17 protein-coding genes are annotated in these 16,338 nt (G+C 66.2%); 10 read left to right on the forward strand and 7 right to left on the reverse strand.

Translation table 11 applies throughout. The features are described 5' to 3' along the window. Nucleotides 1–6: 6 nt before the first annotated feature. Both ACOAPY_RS16920 and eat read right to left on the reverse strand, forming a co-directional pair. A complete protein-coding gene (locus tag ACOAPY_RS16920) occupies nt 7–1,401 on the reverse strand; it encodes an ethanolamine ammonia-lyase subunit EutB (protein WP_465154094.1) in 1,395 nt (464 codons plus the stop codon). A gap of 49 nt (nt 1,402–1,450) precedes the next feature. Next, nucleotides 1,451–2,815, reverse strand: coding sequence for an ethanolamine permease (gene eat / locus ACOAPY_RS16925; protein WP_076425727.1), 1,365 nt, complete (start codon nt 2,813–2,815; stop codon nt 1,451–1,453). 291 nt (nt 2,816–3,106) lie between these two features. On the opposite strand from eat, the gene qhpR reads away from it, so the two are divergent. From qhpR to ureC, 6 genes are all read left to right on the forward strand, one after another. Further along, the gene (qhpR, locus tag ACOAPY_RS16930) at nt 3,107–4,156 is read left to right on the forward strand and encodes an AraC-like transcriptional regulator QhpR (RefSeq protein ID WP_465154095.1); all 1,050 of its coding nucleotides are present in this window, start codon (nt 3,107–3,109) and stop codon (nt 4,154–4,156) included. Nucleotides 4,157–4,210: 54 nt separating this feature from the next. Then, nucleotides 4,211–5,047: an urease accessory protein UreD gene (locus tag ACOAPY_RS16935; RefSeq protein WP_465154096.1), complete on the forward strand. Its 837-nt coding sequence runs from the start codon at nt 4,211–4,213 to the stop codon at nt 5,045–5,047. Continuing rightward, nucleotides 5,047–5,349: an urease subunit gamma gene (ureA, locus tag ACOAPY_RS16940; protein WP_076425734.1), complete on the forward strand. Its 303-nt coding sequence runs from the start codon at nt 5,047–5,049 to the stop codon at nt 5,347–5,349. Before ACOAPY_RS16935 ends, ureA begins: the two co-directional genes overlap by 1 nt. A gap of 154 nt (nt 5,350–5,503) precedes the next feature. After that, nucleotides 5,504–6,016: an N-acetyltransferase family protein gene (locus ACOAPY_RS16945; RefSeq protein WP_465154097.1), complete on the forward strand. Its 513-nt coding sequence runs from the start codon at nt 5,504–5,506 to the stop codon at nt 6,014–6,016. Beyond that, nucleotides 6,013–6,318 (forward strand): urease subunit beta, encoded by a 306-nt coding sequence (locus tag ACOAPY_RS16950; protein ID WP_465154098.1) that lies wholly within the window; start codon nt 6,013–6,015, stop codon nt 6,316–6,318. The genes ACOAPY_RS16945 and ACOAPY_RS16950 overlap by 4 nt, the downstream gene beginning before the upstream one ends. Further along, entirely contained in the window at nt 6,318–8,018 is a 1,701-nt protein-coding gene (gene ureC / locus ACOAPY_RS16955) for an urease subunit alpha (RefSeq protein ID WP_076579895.1), read from the forward strand. Before ACOAPY_RS16950 ends, ureC begins: the two co-directional genes overlap by 1 nt. 13 nt (nt 8,019–8,031) lie before the next feature. Here ureC and ACOAPY_RS16960 read toward each other — a convergent pair whose 3' ends face one another. From ACOAPY_RS16960 to ACOAPY_RS16970, 3 genes are all read right to left on the reverse strand, one after another. After that, nucleotides 8,032–8,298, reverse strand: coding sequence for a DksA/TraR family C4-type zinc finger protein (locus ACOAPY_RS16960; protein ID WP_076579897.1), 267 nt, complete (start codon nt 8,296–8,298; stop codon nt 8,032–8,034). Nucleotides 8,299–8,375: 77 nt separating this feature from the next. Next, nucleotides 8,376–9,239, reverse strand: a complete 864-nt coding sequence (locus ACOAPY_RS16965; RefSeq protein WP_076425747.1) for an isocitrate lyase/PEP mutase family protein — start codon at nt 9,237–9,239, stop codon at nt 8,376–8,378. A 153-nt stretch (nt 9,240–9,392) separates the two neighbouring features. Beyond that, nucleotides 9,393–10,133, reverse strand: a complete 741-nt coding sequence (locus ACOAPY_RS16970) for a substrate-binding periplasmic protein (protein ID WP_076579899.1) — start codon at nt 10,131–10,133, stop codon at nt 9,393–9,395. 235 nt (nt 10,134–10,368) lie between these two features. Here ACOAPY_RS16970 and ACOAPY_RS16975 point away from each other — a divergent pair, with 235 nt between their 5' ends. Then, nucleotides 10,369–11,634 carry an Hsp70 family protein gene (locus tag ACOAPY_RS16975; RefSeq protein ID WP_465154099.1) on the forward strand — a complete coding sequence of 422 codons (1,266 nt, stop codon included), beginning with the start codon at nt 10,369–10,371 and terminating at the stop codon, nt 11,632–11,634. A 78-nt stretch (nt 11,635–11,712) separates the two neighbouring features. Continuing rightward, nucleotides 11,713–11,910, forward strand: coding sequence for a hypothetical protein (locus ACOAPY_RS16980; RefSeq protein ID WP_021701477.1), 198 nt, complete (start codon nt 11,713–11,715; stop codon nt 11,908–11,910). Nucleotides 11,911–12,057: 147 nt separating this feature from the next. Here the strand turns inward: ACOAPY_RS16980 and lptG are convergent, their stop codons facing one another. Then, on the reverse strand, nt 12,058–13,119 hold the full coding sequence (gene lptG, locus ACOAPY_RS16985; protein WP_076579903.1) for an LPS export ABC transporter permease LptG: 1,062 nt from the start codon (nt 13,117–13,119) through the stop codon (nt 12,058–12,060). Continuing rightward, nucleotides 13,112–14,245: an LPS export ABC transporter permease LptF gene (gene lptF, locus ACOAPY_RS16990; protein WP_465154100.1), complete on the reverse strand. Its 1,134-nt coding sequence runs from the start codon at nt 14,243–14,245 to the stop codon at nt 13,112–13,114. The genes lptG and lptF overlap by 8 nt, the downstream gene beginning before the upstream one ends. A gap of 142 nt (nt 14,246–14,387) precedes the next feature. Here lptF and ACOAPY_RS16995 point away from each other — a divergent pair, with 142 nt between their 5' ends. Then, complete coding sequence (locus tag ACOAPY_RS16995) at nt 14,388–15,875, forward strand: leucyl aminopeptidase (RefSeq protein WP_465154101.1); 1,488 nt, start codon at nt 14,388–14,390, stop codon at nt 15,873–15,875. Between the two features lie 8 nt (nt 15,876–15,883). Continuing rightward, complete coding sequence (locus ACOAPY_RS17000) at nt 15,884–16,300, forward strand: DNA polymerase III subunit chi (RefSeq protein ID WP_142135530.1); 417 nt, start codon at nt 15,884–15,886, stop codon at nt 16,298–16,300. The last annotated feature ends 38 nt before the right edge of the window (nt 16,301–16,338 follow it).

Raw genomic sequence — 16,338 nt, forward strand, 5'->3', positions numbered from 1 at the left:
TCTCCACTAGGCCAGCTGCGCCAGGGCGCTGCGGAAGGCAGGTGGCACCGCGTCGCCGAGGCGCAGGCGGCCGCCTTGCTGATGCAGGATGTTCATCCGTTCCAGCCACGCCTCGAACTCCGGCGCCGGGCGCAGGCCGAGCACCTGGCGCGCGTAGAGCGCGTCGTGGAACGAGGTGGTCTGGTAGTTGAGCATCACGTCGTCGGAGCCGGGGATGCCCATGATGAAGTTGATGCCGGCCGTGCCGAGCAGGGTCAGCAGGGTGTCCATGTCGTCCTGGTCGGCCTCGGCATGGTTGGTGTAACAGATGTCGCAGCCCATCGGCACGCCGAGCAGCTTGCCGCAGAAGTGGTCTTCCAGACCGGCGCGGATGATCTGCTTACCGTTGTACAGATACTCCGGGCCGATGAAGCCGACCACGGTATTGACCAGAAACGGCTTGTAGTGGCGTGCCACCGCATAGGCGCGCACCTCGCAGGTCTGCTGGTCGACGCCATGGTGGGCGTTGGCCGACAGCGCGCTGCCCTGGCCGGTCTCGAAGTACATCAGGTTGTCGCCCAGCGTGCCGCGCTTCTGCGAAAGCCCGGCCTCGTAACCCTCCTGCAGCACCTGCAGGGTGATGCCGAAGCCGGCGTTGGCCGCCTCGGTACCGGCAATGGACTGGAACACCAGGTCGACCGGCGCGCCGCGCTCGATGGCGGCGATGGAGCTGGTGACGTGGGTCAGCACGCAGGCCTGGGTAGGAATCTCGTAACGCTGGATGATCGCGTCGAGCATCTTCAGCAGATCGGTCAGCGCGCCCAGGCTGTCGGTGGCCGGGTTGATGCCGAACATGGCGTCGCCGTTGCCGTAGAGCAGGCCGTCGAGAATGCTGGCGGCGATGCCGGACGGATCGTCGGTCGGATGGTTGGGCTGCAGGCGCGTCGACATGCGTCCGCGCAGGCCCATGGTGTTGCGAAAACGGGTGACCACGCGGATCTTCTGCGCCACCAGGATCAGGTCCTGCACGCGCATGATCTTCGACACCGCCGCCGCCATTTCCGGCGTCAGACCCGGCGCCAGGGCGCGCAGGCTGGCCTCGTCGGCGTGCTCGCCGAGCAGCCAGTCGCGGAAGCCGCCGACGGTGAGGTGGGCAACCGGGGCGAAGGCGGTCGCGTCGTGGCTGTCGATGATCAGCCGGGTGATCTCGTCGTCTTCGTAGGGAATCAGTGCCTCGTCGAGGAAGTGCCGCAACGGGATGTTGGCCAACGCCATCTGTGCCGCGACGCGCTCGGCATCGCTGCTGGCGGCCACGCCGGCCAGGTAGTCACCGGAGCGCGCCGGGCTGGCCTTGGCCATCACCTCGCGCAGGCTGTCGAAGCGCCAGGTCTGGTGGCCGACGGTATGGCTGAAACTGGCCATCGTTCTCTCCTGAAACAAAAGCCCGCCGTCGCCGGCGGGCGCATCACGCTTAAGGTTGCAGCAGGGCGTCGGCCGGCACGGCATTGCGCTGGGCGCCGGTCAGCAGGAAGTACACCATACCGATGCTCATCAGACCGAGGAACAGCAGAGCAATGGTGCCGTTGAACCAGATCATCGCCGCCAGGCACACCAGGGCCAGGGCCAGGGCGATGCCCGGTACCAGCGGGTAGCCCGGTGCCTTAAAGGTGCGTTCCAGATTCGGCTCGCTCTTACGCAGTTTGAACAGGCTGAGCATGCTCATGATGTACATGACGATGGCGCCAAACACGCTCATGGTGATCATGGCCGCCGTCAGGCTCATGCCCTGCAGGGCGATCAGACCATCGCTGTAGATCGCCGCGATACCGATCAGGCCGCCGGCGATGATGGCGCGGTGCGGGGTGTGGAACCGCGACAGCTTGGCCAGGGCCGGCGGCAGGTAGCCTGCGCGAGCCAGGGCGAAGAACTGCCGGGAGTAGCCGAGGATGATGCCGTGGAAGCTGGCGACCAGGCCGAACAGGCCGATCCACACCAGCATGTGCAGCCAGCCGGAGTTCTCGCCGACCACCGCCTTCATCGCCTGCGGCAGCGGGTCGTTGATGCCGGACAGGGCCTTCCAGTCGCCCACGCCACCGGCCATCACCATGACACCGATAGCCAGGAACACCAGGGTCAGGATGCCGGCCACATAGGCACGCGGGATGGTGCGTTTCGGGTCCTTGGCCTCCTCGGCAGCCATGGCGGCGCCCTCGATGGCAAGGAAGAACCAGATGGCAAACGGGATGGCGGCGAAGATGCCAGCCACAGCAGGCAGGCCGAACTCATTGCTACCGGCCCAGCCGTCGATCACGAAGTTACTGAAGCTGAAGCCCGGCGCCACCACGCCCATGAACACCAGCAGCTCGACCACTGCCAGCACCGTGACCACCAGCTCGAAGGTCGCGGCGATACTCACCCCGACGATGTTCAGGGTCATGAAGACGATGTAGGCACCGACCGCGATGAGTTTCGGGTCGAGCCCGGGGAACTGCACATTGAGGTAGGCGCCGATGGCCATGGCGATGGCCGGCGGGGCGAAAACGAATTCAATCAGAGTGGCCATGCCGGCGATCATCCCGCCGGCCGGACCGAAAGCACGGCGGCTATAGGCGAAAGGCCCGCCGGCATGCGGGATGGCGGTGGTCAGCTCGGTGAAGCTGAAGATGAAGCAGCTGTACATCGCCGCCACCATCAGCGTGGTAACCAGAAAGCCCAGCGTGCCTGCGGCCCCCCAGCCATAGCTCCAGCCGAAGTATTCCCCGGAAATCACCAGACCCACGGCGATGCCCCAGAGGTGCAGGGTGCCGAGCGTCGGTTTGAGTGTCGTTGTTGTCATTGCCAGTTCCTCGATGTGGGCGTCGAACGCCAGGCGAGGATATCCAGCCTGCCCCGGCCGAGACTTGACCTTGCAAAGTCCACGCACAGCTGCAGAGTCAAGTCGCTCGGGCGGCCGGAAAGCCTTCTGCGACGGGCCTTTGCGCCATGCCGGTGCACAGCCGCACAGCGCTGCCCCAAGGCGATGCAGGCAGCCGACAAACAAACGCACCGAAGCTTATTCCCACGCACCCCGGTAGCGGGGCACGACTATTGCTAAATATCTGGCAACACTGTCGTGGCAGGTCGCCCCATGTCCCTGAACTTCGCCCATCCGCTGGCCACCGCTGACTCGCCGAGCAACCTCGGCGTGCTGTCGGCGGCTGCCTGCGGCCTGGACGCGTTCATCGCCCAGCAGGGCGGCGACGTGGACCGGGTATTCGGCGTTGCGGGCATCGACCCTGACCTGCTGCAGCACCCGACACTCAGCCTCAGCCTGAGCAACTACTGCAAGGTGCTGGAGGAAGCGGCCAGCCAGTCCGGCTGCGACAACTTCGGCCTGCGCTATGGCCAGCAGTTCCTGCCGCGCGCCCTCGGCCTGCTCGGCTATGTCGGGCTCTGTTCGCATAGCCTGGAGCAGGCCCTGCAGAATTTCGCCCGAGCCTTTCCCTACCACCAGCACGACACGCTGATCCGCCTGGTGGACATCGGCGAGTGCTACCGCTTCGACTATCAGGTGCATCACCCGGCCATCCTCGATCGCCGCCAGGACGCCGAGTTGACCATGGGCATGGCGCTGAACCTGGTGCGCCACGCCCTGGGGCCGGACTGGGCACCGCGTGCCGTGCTGTTCGAACATGCCAGGCCGGAAGGCTGGCGCGAGCACCAGGCGGCCTTCGACGCCCCCGTGCTGTTCGACCAGCCCTGCAATGCCCTGCTGATTCCCAAACGCGACATCGCCGGCAAACTGATGCCCGAGCGCGATCCGGTGCTGCTGATGCTGGTGCAGGACGCCATCGTCCGCCTCGGCGGCCAGCAATCGCCGCAGTGCCTGGTCGACCAGGCCCGCGGCCTGGTGCGCGATGCCCTGCCGCTGGGCGAACCCTCGCTGGAACGGGTCGCCGCCGGCCTCGGCCTGACCCCGGCCGCCCTGCAACGGCGCCTGCGCGAACAGAACCTGAGTTTCTCCGCGCTGATCGATCAGGTACGCCGCGAACTGGCCCTGCACTACCTGCGCCGGCGCCTGCCGGTCAGTGAACTGGCGCCACTGCTCGGCTACTCCGAGACCAGCGCCTTCTCCCGCGCCTTCCGCCGCTGGTTCGACGCCAGCCCGCGGCAATGGCTGCAGATGAGCACGGCCTGAATCCATGCCGCCACGCTACACTGCCGCCTCGTCCAGTCTGCCTGGAACCACCGCATGACCGCCGTTCAACCCGCGCTTTTCACCCCCGCCTGGCACGCCGAACTGGAATTGGCCTACGCCCGCCAGCAGGACTGGACACGCCCGGTGCTGCGCCGCCATCTGGGCCCGCTGCGGGTGCAGAAACACCTGCACGCCGAAGGCCCGGAAGTGTGCCAGCACATCATCGTGCACCCGCCGGCCGGCATCGCCGGCGGCGACAGCCTCAATCTCTCGGCCAGCGTCGGCGAGCAGGCCTGGGCACAACTGACCAGCCCAGGTGCGGCCAAGTGGTACCGCGCCAGCAGCGTGGCGCAGCAACGGGTCGAACTGCGCATAGCTCCCGGCGCCACCCTGGAATGGCTGCCGCAGGAAACCATCGTCTACGCCGGCGCCCAGGCCGAGCTGAGCACCCGCATCGAGCTGGAAGGCGACGCCCGCCTGTTTTACTGGGACATGGTCGCCCTCGGCCGCCCGGCCGCCGGCGAGCGCTTCGATTCCGGGCATTTCCAGGCCACGCTGGATATCCGCCGCGACGGCCAGCTGCTGTGGCACGAGCGCCAGCGCGTGGTCGGCGGTGATGGCCTGCTCGACTCCTCCATCGGCCTGGGCGGCCAGCCGGTGTTCGCCACCCTGCTGGCCAGCGGCGAGATCGATGCCGAATTGCTGGAGCGCTGCCGCGAGCTGCACTGCAGAGGTCGTGGCGACCTGACCCAATTGCCGGGCCTGCTGGTGGCCCGCTGCCTGGCCGGCGAGGCGCTGCACGCGCGCGCCTGGCTGATCGAACTCTGGCGCCTGTTGCGCCCTGCCCTGCTCGGCCGCGAAGCCGTGCCCCCGCGAATCTGGAGTACCTGATGGATCTTTCGCCCCGCGAGAAGGACAAGCTGCTGATCTTCACCGCCGGCCTGGTGGCCGAGCGGCGCCTGGCCCGCGGCCTCAAGCTCAACTACCCGGAGGCCATGGCGCTGATTTCCGCCGCCCTGCTGGAGGGCGCCCGCGACGGCCGCACGGTGGCCGAGCTGATGCACTACGGCACCACCCTGCTGACCCGCGAACAGGTAATGGAAGGCGTGCCGGAGATGATCCCGGAAATCCAGATCGAAGCGACCTTCCCCGATGGCACCAAGCTTGTAACCGTCCACCAACCGATTGCCTGAGGAAATCGTCCAATGTCTACTGCGCTTGCCCATGCTGCGTTGCAAGCCAGCTCGGATTGCTCATTGACAGACGTCAACTGCGCATCCTCGCCGGCTTGCGCCTTGCCTGAGCTGCGCTCGCTACGACCTTGAACGACTTCCTGGAGACTGAAGAATGATCATTCGCGACGCAGCCGAGGCAGACCTGCCGGCCCTGCGCGACATCTTCAACGAGGCGGTGCTCAACACCACCGCGATCTGGATGGACAACGTGGTCGACCTGGCCAACCGCCAGGCCTGGTTCGCCGCCCGCGCCCAGCAGGGCTACCCGATCCTGGTAGCCGAGAGCCCGACAGGCGAGGTGGTCGGCTACGCCTCGTTCGGCGATTGGCGCCCCTTCGACGGCTTCTGCCACACGGTCGAGCATTCGGTATACATCCGCGCCGACCAGCGCGGCAAAGGCCTCGGCCCGCTGCTGCTGGCCGCACTGATCGAGCGCGCCAAGGCCTGCGACAAGCACGTGATGGTCGCCGCTATCGAGAGCGGCAACGCCGCCTCGATCCGCCTGCACCAGCGCCTCGGCTTCGCCATCACCGGGCAGATGCCCCAGGTGGGCCGCAAGTTCGGGCGCTGGCTGGACCTGACCTTCATGCAACTGATCCTCACCCCGGAGCGCAGCGCACCATGATCCCCGGCGAATACCAGATCCAGGACGGCGAGATCGAACTCAACGCCGGCCGCCGCACCCTCAAGCTCAGCGTGGCCAACAGCGGCGACCGGCCGATCCAGGTCGGCTCGCACTACCACTTCTTCGAAACCAACGACGCCCTCGCCTTCGACCGCGCCAGCGCGCGGGGCATGCGCCTGAACATCCCGGCCGGCACCGCGGTGCGCTTCGAGCCGGGGCAGAGCCGCGAGGTCGAGCTGGTGGAACTGGCCGGCGCGCGCCGGGTGTTCGGCTTCGCCGGACACGTGATGGGGGACCTGTGATGAAGATTTCACGCCAAGCCTATGCCGACATGTTCGGCCCCACCGTCGGCGACAAGGTGCGCCTGGCCGACACCAACCTGTGGATCGAAGTGGAGAAGGACTTCACCAGCTACGGCGAGGAAGTGAAATTCGGCGGCGGCAAGGTGATCCGCGACGGCATGGGCCAGGGCCAGCTGTGCGCCGCCGACGTGGTCGATACCCTGATCACCAACGCGCTGATCATCGACCACTGGGGCATCGTCAAGGCCGACGTCGGCCTCAAGGACGGGCGCATCCATGCCATCGGCAAGGCCGGCAACCCGGACATCCAGCCTGATGTGACCATCGCGATCGGCGCCGGCACCGAGGTGATCGCCGGCGAGGGCATGATCCTCACCGCCGGCGGCATCGACACCCATATCCACTTCATCTGCCCGCAGCAGATCGAAGAAGCGCTGATGAGCGGCGTCACCACCATGATCGGTGGCGGCACCGGGCCGGCCACCGGCACCAACGCCACCACCTGCACCTCCGGGCCCTGGCACATGGCGCGCATGCTCCAGGCCGCCGACGCCTTCCCGATGAACCTGGGCTTCACCGGCAAGGGCAACGCCTCGCTGCCGGAGCCCTTGATCGAGCAGGTAAAAGCCGGTGCCATCGGCCTCAAGCTGCACGAGGACTGGGGCACCACCCCGGCGGCCATCGACAACTGCCTGAGCGTGGCCGACCAGTACGACGTGCAGGTGGCGATCCATACGGACACCCTCAACGAGTCCGGCTTCGTCGAAACGACGCTGGGCGCGTTCAAGGGCCGCACCATCCACACCTACCACACCGAGGGCGCCGGCGGCGGCCATGCCCCGGATATCATCAAGGCCTGCGGTTTTCCCAACGTGCTGCCGTCCTCGACCAACCCGACGCGGCCGTTTACCCGCAATACCATCGACGAACACCTGGACATGCTGATGGTCTGCCACCACCTGGACCCGAGCATCGCCGAGGACGTCGCGTTTGCCGAGAGCCGCATCCGCCGCGAGACCATCGCCGCCGAGGACATCCTGCATGACCTCGGCGCCTTCTCCATGATCAGCTCCGACAGCCAGGCCATGGGCCGCGTCGGCGAGGTGATCACCCGCACCTGGCAGACCGCCGACAAGATGAAGCAGCAGCGCGGCCCGCTGCCCGAGGACGCGCCCGGCAACGACAACTTCCGCGCCAAGCGCTACATCGCCAAGTACACCATCAACCCGGCCATCACCCACGGCATCAGCCACGAGGTGGGCTCGGTGGAAGTGGGCAAGTGGGCCGACCTGGTGCTGTGGCGCCCGGCCTTCTTCGGGGTGAAGCCGACGCTGATCCTCAAGGGCGGGGCGATCGCCGCCAGCCTGATGGGCGACGCCAATGCCTCCATCCCCACGCCGCAGCCAGTGCACTATCGGCCGATGTTCGCCAGCTACGCCGGCAGCCGCCACGCCACCAGCATCACCTTCATCAGCCAGGCGGCCTTCGAGGCCGGCGTGCCCGAGCAGCTGGGGCTGAAGAAGAAGATTGGTGTAGTGAAGGGCTGCCGCGAGGTGCAGAAGACCGACCTGATCCACAACGGCTACCTGCCGAGCATCGAGGTCGATCCGCAGAACTACCAGGTCAGGGCTGACGGCCAGTTGCTCTGGTGCGAGCCGGCCGAGGTGCTACCGATGGCGCAGCGCTACTTCCTGTTCTGAGCGAGGGGGCACGTCAGCGCAGCTGGCTGTCCTTGCTGCCGCGCCGGTTGTAGCCGCTGAACGCGGCCTGCTCGCGGTCATGTACTGCCTGGCAGTTCATGCACAGGCGCACGCCCGGCACCGCCTGGCGCCGCGCCTCGGGAATGGGCGCATCGCACTCGGCACACTTCATCAGGCTCTCGCCGCGCGGCAACTGGCTACGCGCACGGGCGATGGCCTCTTCGATGCTGCTGTCGATCTGCTCCTGCACCGCACCGTCATTGGTCCAACCTCCGGCCATGGGCACCTCCACACCGTCGTATCTCCGGCAGGTATGCGCGCGTCAGGCCGGGAATGCAAGCTGGCACGGGCTGCCGGTTACTCCTTGACGTTCATGTACTCGCGGGCCCAGACGATGTAGTCCTCGGGCTGGGTGTACTTGTGTGTCAGCTCGGTGGCGTTAAGGTCGCTGGCCGCGATGCCGCGCTGCTCGCGCAGGCAGTCGTAGGTCGCCTTGATCGCCGCGAAATAGGCGGCATGCCCGTCGACCACGATGCGTACGCCGAGGCTGGCCAGGCGCGCATCGTCACGTAGCGAGGGATTGCCATAGCTCACCAGCATCAGCGGCACACTGAGGTTCTGCGCGATCGCCTCAAGGTGCTCGAAGTCCCGCACGCCGACCATGCAGATGCCATCGGCGCCAGCTGCCTGGTAGGCGCGGGTGCGGCGGATCACTTCATCCAGATCAAGCACACCGGCATGCGTACGCGCGATGATGGCCAGGTCCGGATCGACGCGCGCCTCCAGCGCTGCGCGGATCTTGCCAACGCCCTCGTCGACACCGATCAGGTCGGTTGACTTGCGGCCAAACTGCGCCGGCAACAGGGTGTCCTCGAGCGTCAGGGCGGCCACGCCAGCACGCTCCAGTTCGACCACCGTGCGCATGACATTGAGCGCGTTGCCATAACCGTGGTCGGCATCGGCGATGACGGGCAGGCGCGCTACCCGGCCAATGCGCGTGGCCTGTTCGACGAACTCGCTAAGGGTGATCAGGGCGAAGTCCGGTGCAGCCAGAACTTGTAGTGAAGCTACAGAACCACCCAGGATTCCAACTTCGAACCCTAGGTCAGCGGCAATCCTGGCAGACATCGGATCGAACACCGAGGCCGTGTGATAACAGGCGTTTGACGCCATAAGCGCTCGAAATTGCGCTCGAAGATCGTGATGAGAGGCTCTTTGCATGGAAGGCGTTCTACTGAATCGTTTCTGTTCTGCAGGCAGATTATGTAGCAAAACTACAAGCCACGTCATGTAGTAAAACTACAGAATACCGAGAGCCGCGTCATTGCCTGTGGCGCACACCTTAGCCTGCCCGCGAAACAGCGGGCAGCACTCCTAGGGTTGCGCCGTTTTCGGCAGCCAGCGACCCTGGATACCGCGCAGGGTGCCGTCCCGATGCATGCCATCAAGCTCGCGCTGCCATTGCGCCACCAGCGCCGGCGAGGTCAGTGGGGAAAAGGCGATGTAGTAGTCGGACTGCATGAAGGCCAGGTGTGCCTGCACCTCCTCCGGCGTCAGCCCGCCACTGGCCAGCTCCTCGCGCAAGGTCAGGTCTTCGGTGGCAATCAGCTTGACCCTGCCATGCTTGAGCATGGTCACCATCTGCTTCGAGCCCGGGACACCATAGAGATTGTTGAAGCCCATGCGTTCGAGCGTCTCGTAGGTGTACCACTGCTTGGGCAGGGCCACTGTGCCGGCACGTGCGGCATCCTCCAGGGTGTCGATGCGCAGGTTACTGGCCTTCAGCGAGTAGAACCTGGTGTTTCCCTGCAGGATGGGACCAACCCACTGGAACAGTGACTCACGCTCGGCCGTGCGCACGACGGAGAATAGACCGGTATCGACGTCGCTTTTGGCCAGCGTGTAGGCACGCGTCCAGGGCAGCAACTCTATGGTGGCCTGGCTACCCGTGCGCCGAATGAGTTCTCGTACCACTTCCACCGAGTAGCCATCAGGCTGGCCATCACGCAGGAAACTGGTCGGCGGCGCCTCCTCCGTCAGCAGCCGCAACTCCGCAGCTGCCAGCACGGGCAACAGCGCGCAATACATCAGCCAAAACCGAACCAGTCTCCGCATCCGCCGACTCCTCCCCGTGCCATTCAGCCTAGCTCAGGCCGGGCAACATGCCCGCGCACCGTCGCCTCTGGGCCTCGTCAAAGGCGGAACGGCGCTGGAACCATGCCGGCAATACGCCGCTGACTGCGCCCGGGTCTCCCAGACATCTTGGCGTGCACCAGGATTCCCGACGATTGCCTGCACAAGGCAGCATGCACTCGCATAGAATGCGCGGCCGTTTTTTCCGGAGCGCAGCATGAATCCATCCCGTCCCGCCAATGCCCTGGGTATCGACTTCGGTACCTCCAACTCCACCGTCGGCTGGTGGCGACCAGGCATGGAGCCGTTGCTGGCACTGGAAGACGGCAAGATCACCCTGCCTTCGGTGATCTTCTTCAACACCGAGGAGCGCCGTCCGGTTTATGGTCGCCAGGCCCTGCACGAATACCTGGAAGGCTATGAAGGGCGCTTGATGCGCGCACTGAAAAGCCTGCTCGGCTCCAAGCTGCTGAAAAGCGAAACCACCGTACTGGGCAGCGCCCTGCCCTTTCGCGATCTGCTCGGCTTCTTCATCGGCGAGCTGAAAAAGCGCGCCGAGAGCCAGGCCGAGCGCGAATTCGAACAAGTGGTGCTGGGCCGCCCGGTGTTCTTCGTCGACGATGATCCACTCGCCGATGCCGAGGCCGCCAACACCCTGCTGGCAGTGGCGCACAAACTCGGCTTCAAGGACGTGTCCTTCCAGTTCGAGCCGATCGCCGCGGCCTTCGACTACGAGCGCACGATCCAACGCGAGGAGCTGGTGCTGATCGTCGACATCGGCGGCGGTACCTCGGACTTCTCCCTGGTGCGCCTGGTCCCGCAGCGTCGCGAGCTGAATGAGCGCCAGGACGACATCCTCGCCACCGGCGGCGTGCACATCGGCGGTACCGACTTCGACAAGCAGCTGAGCCTGGACGGGGTGATGCCGCTGTTCGGCTACGGCAGCCGGATGAAGAGCGACGCGCTGATGCCCACCAGCCACCACCTCAACCTGGCCACCTGGCACACCATCAACGCGGTGTACGCACAGAAGGCCCAGCTGGCGCTGAAAAACATGCGCTACGACATAGTCGATCCAACCGGCGTCGACCGCCTGCTGCGCCTCACCGAGCAACGCGCCGGCCACTGGCTGGCGATGCAGGTGGAAGAGGCGAAGATCGCCCTGACCGAGCAGGATAGCCACCGCATCGACCTGACACGCATCGAGGATGACCTGCAGGTGCTGCTCGACCGGCCGCTGTTCGACCAGGCCATCGACGGCCTGCTGCAGCGCATTCGCGCCGGTGTCGACGAGTTGCTGAACCGCGCCGGCGTGCGCCATGCCGAAGTGGACACGATCTTCTTCACCGGCGGCTCCAGCAGCGTACCGGCCCTGCGCCAGAGCGTCGCCGCCCTGTTGCCCAACGCCCGCGCCACTGAGGGCAACAGCTTCGGCAGCATCGGCAGCGGCCTGGCCATCGAAGCCGCGCGTCGTTACGGCTGAGCCGTTGGCGCGCCCGGCTGCTGCACGCCAAGCCCGGGCGCGCTAGGGTTAGGCCTTCGCCCACTTACGGAGATCGCCATGCGCAATGCCCTGCTTCTCGCCAGCCTGCTCGCCCTCGCCGCCTGCGACGGCGGCGCGGCCACTGCCACCACCGCCAAGCTGCAAGCCGACAAGGCGCAGCAGGCCCAGCAGCAGATGGAGCAGCTCAAGCAGCAGATCGATCAGGTCAATGCCCAGAGCCAGCAACGCCTGCAGGAGCAGCTGGACCAGCAGTGAAGCCGTGCGCCAGAGCAGTCCCGCAGTAGCCCGGAGGCAATCCGGAGGGCGGTACTGCCTGCTTCCCGGATTGCATCCGAGCTACGACAGGGTTAGTGCAACAAAAAGGCCGGGCAAATGCCCGGCCTTTTTATTGGCTCAGCCTAATCAGGCGGCGCGGCGCAACAGGAAGAAGCCAGCCAAGGCACAGATCCCCGCCGGCACCACCACGGCCAGCAGCGGCGAGAAGCCGAACACCAGGCTGGACGGCCCCAGCAGGTCCTGGGCGATGCGGAACACGAAGCCCACCAGCACGCCGGTGAACACGCGCTGGCCAAGTGTCACCGAACGCAGCGGGCCGAAGATGAAGGAGATCGCCATCAGCACCAGCGCGGCGGTCACCAGCGGCTGCAGCACCTTGGTCCAGAACGCCAGCCAGTAGCTGCCATTACTCAGCCCCTGCTCACCCAGGTAATGGATATAGCGCCACAAACCGCTGATCGACAGCGCATCCGGCGCCAGCACCACGGTGCCGAGCAGCTGCGGCGTGAGCTCGATGTCCCAGCGCTGACTGTCGGCCTGCTGCACCTCGGTGCGCTTGTCGTGGAACAGGGTGGTCTTCACCTCTTCCAGCTGCCAGTGGTCGCCCTGATACTGGGCGCGACGGGCGAAGCTGGCGGCTTGCAGCTTGCGCTGTTCGTCGAACTGGTAGCGGGTGACGCCGATCAGCTTGCCGCCCGGCTGCACGGCGTTGATGTGCACGTACTCCTGGCCCTGGCGATGCCACAGGCCATGCCTGGAACTCTGCGCCTCGCCGCCGCCCTGGGCCAGAGACCGATGGGCCTGGGCCTGGTTCTCGCTCCAGGGCGCCAGGTACTCGCCGATCAGCACACCGACCAGCATCAGCACCAGCATGGGCTTCATCACCGCCCAGACGATGCGCCCGACCGACACGCCAGCAGCGCGCATGATGGTCAGTTCGCTGTTGCTGGCCAGGCTGCCGAGGCCGATCAGGCAGCCGATCAGCGCGGCCATCGGCAGCATTTCGTAGGCGCGCCGCGGCAGGGTCAGCACCACATAGATCAGTGCCTCCAGGGTGCCGTAGCTATCGCTGAGGTCGCCCAGCTCGTCGATGAAGGCAAACAACAGGGCCAGGCCGACGATGATGCCGAGTACCGAGAGGATGGCCAGGAAGACACTGGTACCGATATAGCGGTCGAGCTTATGCATGGGCCATCTCCTTGACTGCACGGCGACTGGCCAGCTTGAGTTTCATCGGTTGCCAGAGGAACAGTGCGGCGCCGATCAGCAGGAACAACCCGTGCACCCACCACAGGCCCAGCTCCATGGGAATCTTGCCCTTGTCCAGCTGGCCGCGCGCGCCGATCAACAGCGCCAGGTAGGCCATATACAGCAGGATTGCCGGCAACAGCTTGAGGAAGCGGCCCTGGCGCGGATTGACCCGTGCCAGCGGCACCGCCAGCAGGGTGACGATGAATACCAGCAGCGGAATGGACAGGCGCCACTGCAGCTCGGCCTGGTAGCGCGGTTCGTCACTGCCGATCAGCTCGCGGGTGGGGATCGCTTCGCGCTCGCCGATCTCGGCGCTGACGCTGGGCTTGGGCAGCAGCACGCCGTGGGTTTCGTAACGGGTGGCGCGGTAGTCGGCCTGACCGGGATTGCCGTCGTAGCGGTAACCGTTCTCCAGGATCAGGTAGCGGCTGCCGTCCGCCTGGATCACCTGCCGCCCCTTCTCGGCCACCAGCACGGTGATGCCACTCTGCTTCGGCTTCTCACCCTCGACCTGGCGCTGCATGCGCTTCTCGCTGATGAACACGCCGGCCAGCTGGCCACGGTCGTCGGACAGGCCCTCGGTGTAGGTCACCCGCGAGCCGTCCTTCATCGCCTGGAAACGCCCCGGCACCAGGGTATCGAACTCGGTCATGGCGTCCTGCTGGTTGAAGATCTTCGCCACTTCTGCCACGCCCTGCGGCGCCAGGCCCAGGCTCAGCCAGGCGACGATCACGGCGACGATGGCGGCCGGCGCCATGCTGTAGCCGAGCAGGCGGCGGTTGCTCATGCCGGTGGCGGACAGCACGGTCATCTCGCTATCCAGGTACAGGCGCCCGTAGGCCAGCAGGATGCCGAGGAACAGACCCAGCGGCAGGATCAGCTGGAGGAAGCCGGGCATGCGGTAGCCCATGATCAGGAACAGCACGCTCGGGTCCAGCACTCCCTGTGCGGCCTGGGCCAGGTACTTGATGAAACGCCCGCTCATGATGATCACCAGCAGCACGGCGCTCACGGCGCTGAGGGTCACCAGCACTTCGCGGGACAGATAACGGAAGACGATCAAACCGGACGCTCCAGGGTTGTCAGGCTCAGGCGGCAACGCTCACACTAGCCGCACTCGGTTGCACGGCCCGCCACGGCGGACCTCGAAAAAATAGCCGGCATTATCCTGCAAACCCGACTCTTTGTCTTGGGGACAGCTCACCATGGAATTCCTCGTCAAAAGCACCCGTCCGGAAACCCTGAAGACCGCCACCCTGGTCGTCGCCCTCGGCGAAGGCCGCAAGCTCGGCACCGCCGCCAAGGCGCTAGACGACGCCAGCGGCGGCGCCATCTCGGCCGTGCTCAAGCGCGGCGACATCGCCGGCAAGCAAGGCCAGACCCTGCTGCTGCACAGCCTGCCGGGCCTCAAGGCCGAGCGCGTGCTGCTGCTGGGCAGCGGCAAGGGCGAACTCTCCGACCGCCAGTTCCGTAAATTGGTTGCAGCCGCCCATGGCGTGCTGAAGAACCTCGGTGGCAGCGACGCGGTGCTGGCCCTCGGCGAACTCAAGGTCAAGGGCCGCGATGCCTACGGCAAGGCCCGCCTGCTGGTCGAGACCCTGGCTGATGGCGGCTATCTGTTCGACCAGTTCAAGAGCAAGAAGGCCGAGCCGAAGGCGCTGAAGAAGATCACCCTGATCGCCGACAAGGCCGAACTGGCCGATGTCGAGCGCGGCAGCCTGCATGCCCGCGCCATCACCACCGGTATGGCCTTCACCAAGGACCTCGGCAACCTGCCGCCGAACCTCTGCCACCCCAGCCACCTGGCCGAAGAGGCCAAGGCCCTGGCCAAGGCGCACAAGAACCTCAAGGTCGACATCCTCGACGAGAAGAAGCTCAAGGAGCTGGGCGCCGGCGCCTTCCTCGCCGTGGCCCAGGGCAGCGAGCAGCCGCCGCGGATGATCGTGCTCCACTACCAGGGCGGCAAGAAGGACGAAAAACCCTTCGCCCTGGTCGGCAAGGGCATCACCTTCGACACCGGCGGCATCAGCATCAAGCCGGCCGCCGGCATGGACGAGATGAAATACGACATGTGCGGCGCCGCCAGCGTGCTCGGCACCCTGCGCGCCGTGCTGGAGCTGCAACTGCCGATCAACCTGGTGTGCCTGCTGGCCTGCGCTGAGAACATGCCCAGCGGCAGGGCGACTCGGCCGGGCGATATCGTCACCACCATGAGCGGGCAGACCGTGGAAATCCTCAATACCGACGCCGAAGGCCGCCTGGTGCTGTGCGACACCCTGACCTATGCCGAGCGCTTCAAGCCGCAGGCGGTGATCGACGTCGCCACCCTCACCGGCGCCTGCGTGGTGGCACTGGGCTCGGTGGTGTCGGGCCTGATGGGTAACAACGACGCCCTGGTGAAGCAGATCCTCAAGGCAGGCGAGCACGCCGATGACCGCGCCTGGCAGCTGCCGCTGCACGACGAGTACCAGGAACAGCTCGACAGCCCCTTCGCCGACATCGCCAACATCGGCGGACCGAAGGCCGGGAGCATCACCGCTGGCTGCTTCCTGTCGCGCTTCGCCAAGAACTACCACTGGGCGCACCTGGACATCGCCGGTACCGCCTGGGTCAGCGGCGGCAAGGACAAGGGTGCCACCGGCCGCCCGGTACCCCTGCTGACCCAGTACCTGCTCGACCGCGCCCAGGCCTGACCCGGCCCATGCGCGTCGAATTCTACGTGCTCTCCAGCGCCACACCGGACGGCCGCCTGCGCGCGGCCTGCCAGCTGGCCGCCAAGGCCTGGAAGGCCGGCCTGCCGGTGTTCCTGCGCGGCGCCGACCAGGCGCAGTGCGAGGAGCTGGACCGGCTGCTGTGGAGCTTCCGCCCGGAATCCTTCATCCCCCACGGCCTGCACGAGGACGATGCGCAGGCACCGGTGGTGATCGGCCTGGACCAGGAGCCGGCGCAGGCCGGCGGCGTGCTGCTCAACCTGCACCCGCAGTTGTCGCCGCACCTGGCCCGGTTCAATCGGGTGATCGAGATCGTCAACCAGGAGCCGGCGCTGCTGGCCCAGTGTCGCGAGAATTTCCGCCAGTACCGCCAGCTGGGTCACGACCCGCAGCGCGTCGAGCTGTGAAATGCAGCGCATTCTCGAAATAGCCCGCTACAGAGCGT

The organism is Pseudomonas stagnisoli, assembly GCF_048595745.1.
GTDB classification, from domain to species: domain Bacteria; phylum Pseudomonadota; class Gammaproteobacteria; order Pseudomonadales; family Pseudomonadaceae; genus Aquipseudomonas; species Aquipseudomonas alcaligenes_A.

What these genes read in the sequence shown, in the direction of transcription:
- ACOAPY_RS16995 (WP_465154101.1), top strand. Translation starts at nt 14,388, where the DNA reads ATGGAATTCCTCGTCAAAAGCACCCGTCCGGAAACCCTGAAGACCGCC.
- ACOAPY_RS16950 (WP_465154098.1), top strand. Translation starts at nt 6,013, where the DNA reads ATGATCCCCGGCGAATACCAGATCCAGGACGGCGAGATCGAACTCAAC.
- ACOAPY_RS16945 (WP_465154097.1), top strand. Translation starts at nt 5,504, where the DNA reads ATGATCATTCGCGACGCAGCCGAGGCAGACCTGCCGGCCCTGCGCGAC.
- eat (WP_076425727.1), bottom strand. Translation starts at nt 2,815, where the DNA reads ATGACAACAACGACACTCAAACCGACGCTCGGCACCCTGCACCTCTGG.
- ureC (WP_076579895.1), top strand. Translation starts at nt 6,318, where the DNA reads ATGAAGATTTCACGCCAAGCCTATGCCGACATGTTCGGCCCCACCGTC.
- ACOAPY_RS16980 (WP_021701477.1), top strand. Translation starts at nt 11,713, where the DNA reads ATGCGCAATGCCCTGCTTCTCGCCAGCCTGCTCGCCCTCGCCGCCTGC.
- lptG (WP_076579903.1), bottom strand. Translation starts at nt 13,119, where the DNA reads ATGCATAAGCTCGACCGCTATATCGGTACCAGTGTCTTCCTGGCCATC.
- ureA (WP_076425734.1), top strand. Translation starts at nt 5,047, where the DNA reads ATGGATCTTTCGCCCCGCGAGAAGGACAAGCTGCTGATCTTCACCGCC.
- ACOAPY_RS16920 (WP_465154094.1), bottom strand. Translation starts at nt 1,401, where the DNA reads ATGGCCAGTTTCAGCCATACCGTCGGCCACCAGACCTGGCGCTTCGAC.
- ACOAPY_RS17000 (WP_142135530.1), top strand. Translation starts at nt 15,884, where the DNA reads ATGCGCGTCGAATTCTACGTGCTCTCCAGCGCCACACCGGACGGCCGC.
- ACOAPY_RS16975 (WP_465154099.1), top strand. Translation starts at nt 10,369, where the DNA reads ATGAATCCATCCCGTCCCGCCAATGCCCTGGGTATCGACTTCGGTACC.
- ACOAPY_RS16935 (WP_465154096.1), top strand. Translation starts at nt 4,211, where the DNA reads ATGACCGCCGTTCAACCCGCGCTTTTCACCCCCGCCTGGCACGCCGAA.
- qhpR (WP_465154095.1), top strand. Translation starts at nt 3,107, where the DNA reads ATGTCCCTGAACTTCGCCCATCCGCTGGCCACCGCTGACTCGCCGAGC.
- ACOAPY_RS16965 (WP_076425747.1), bottom strand. Translation starts at nt 9,239, where the DNA reads ATGCAAAGAGCCTCTCATCACGATCTTCGAGCGCAATTTCGAGCGCTT.
- ACOAPY_RS16970 (WP_076579899.1), bottom strand. Translation starts at nt 10,133, where the DNA reads ATGCGGAGACTGGTTCGGTTTTGGCTGATGTATTGCGCGCTGTTGCCC.
- ACOAPY_RS16960 (WP_076579897.1), bottom strand. Translation starts at nt 8,298, where the DNA reads ATGGCCGGAGGTTGGACCAATGACGGTGCGGTGCAGGAGCAGATCGAC.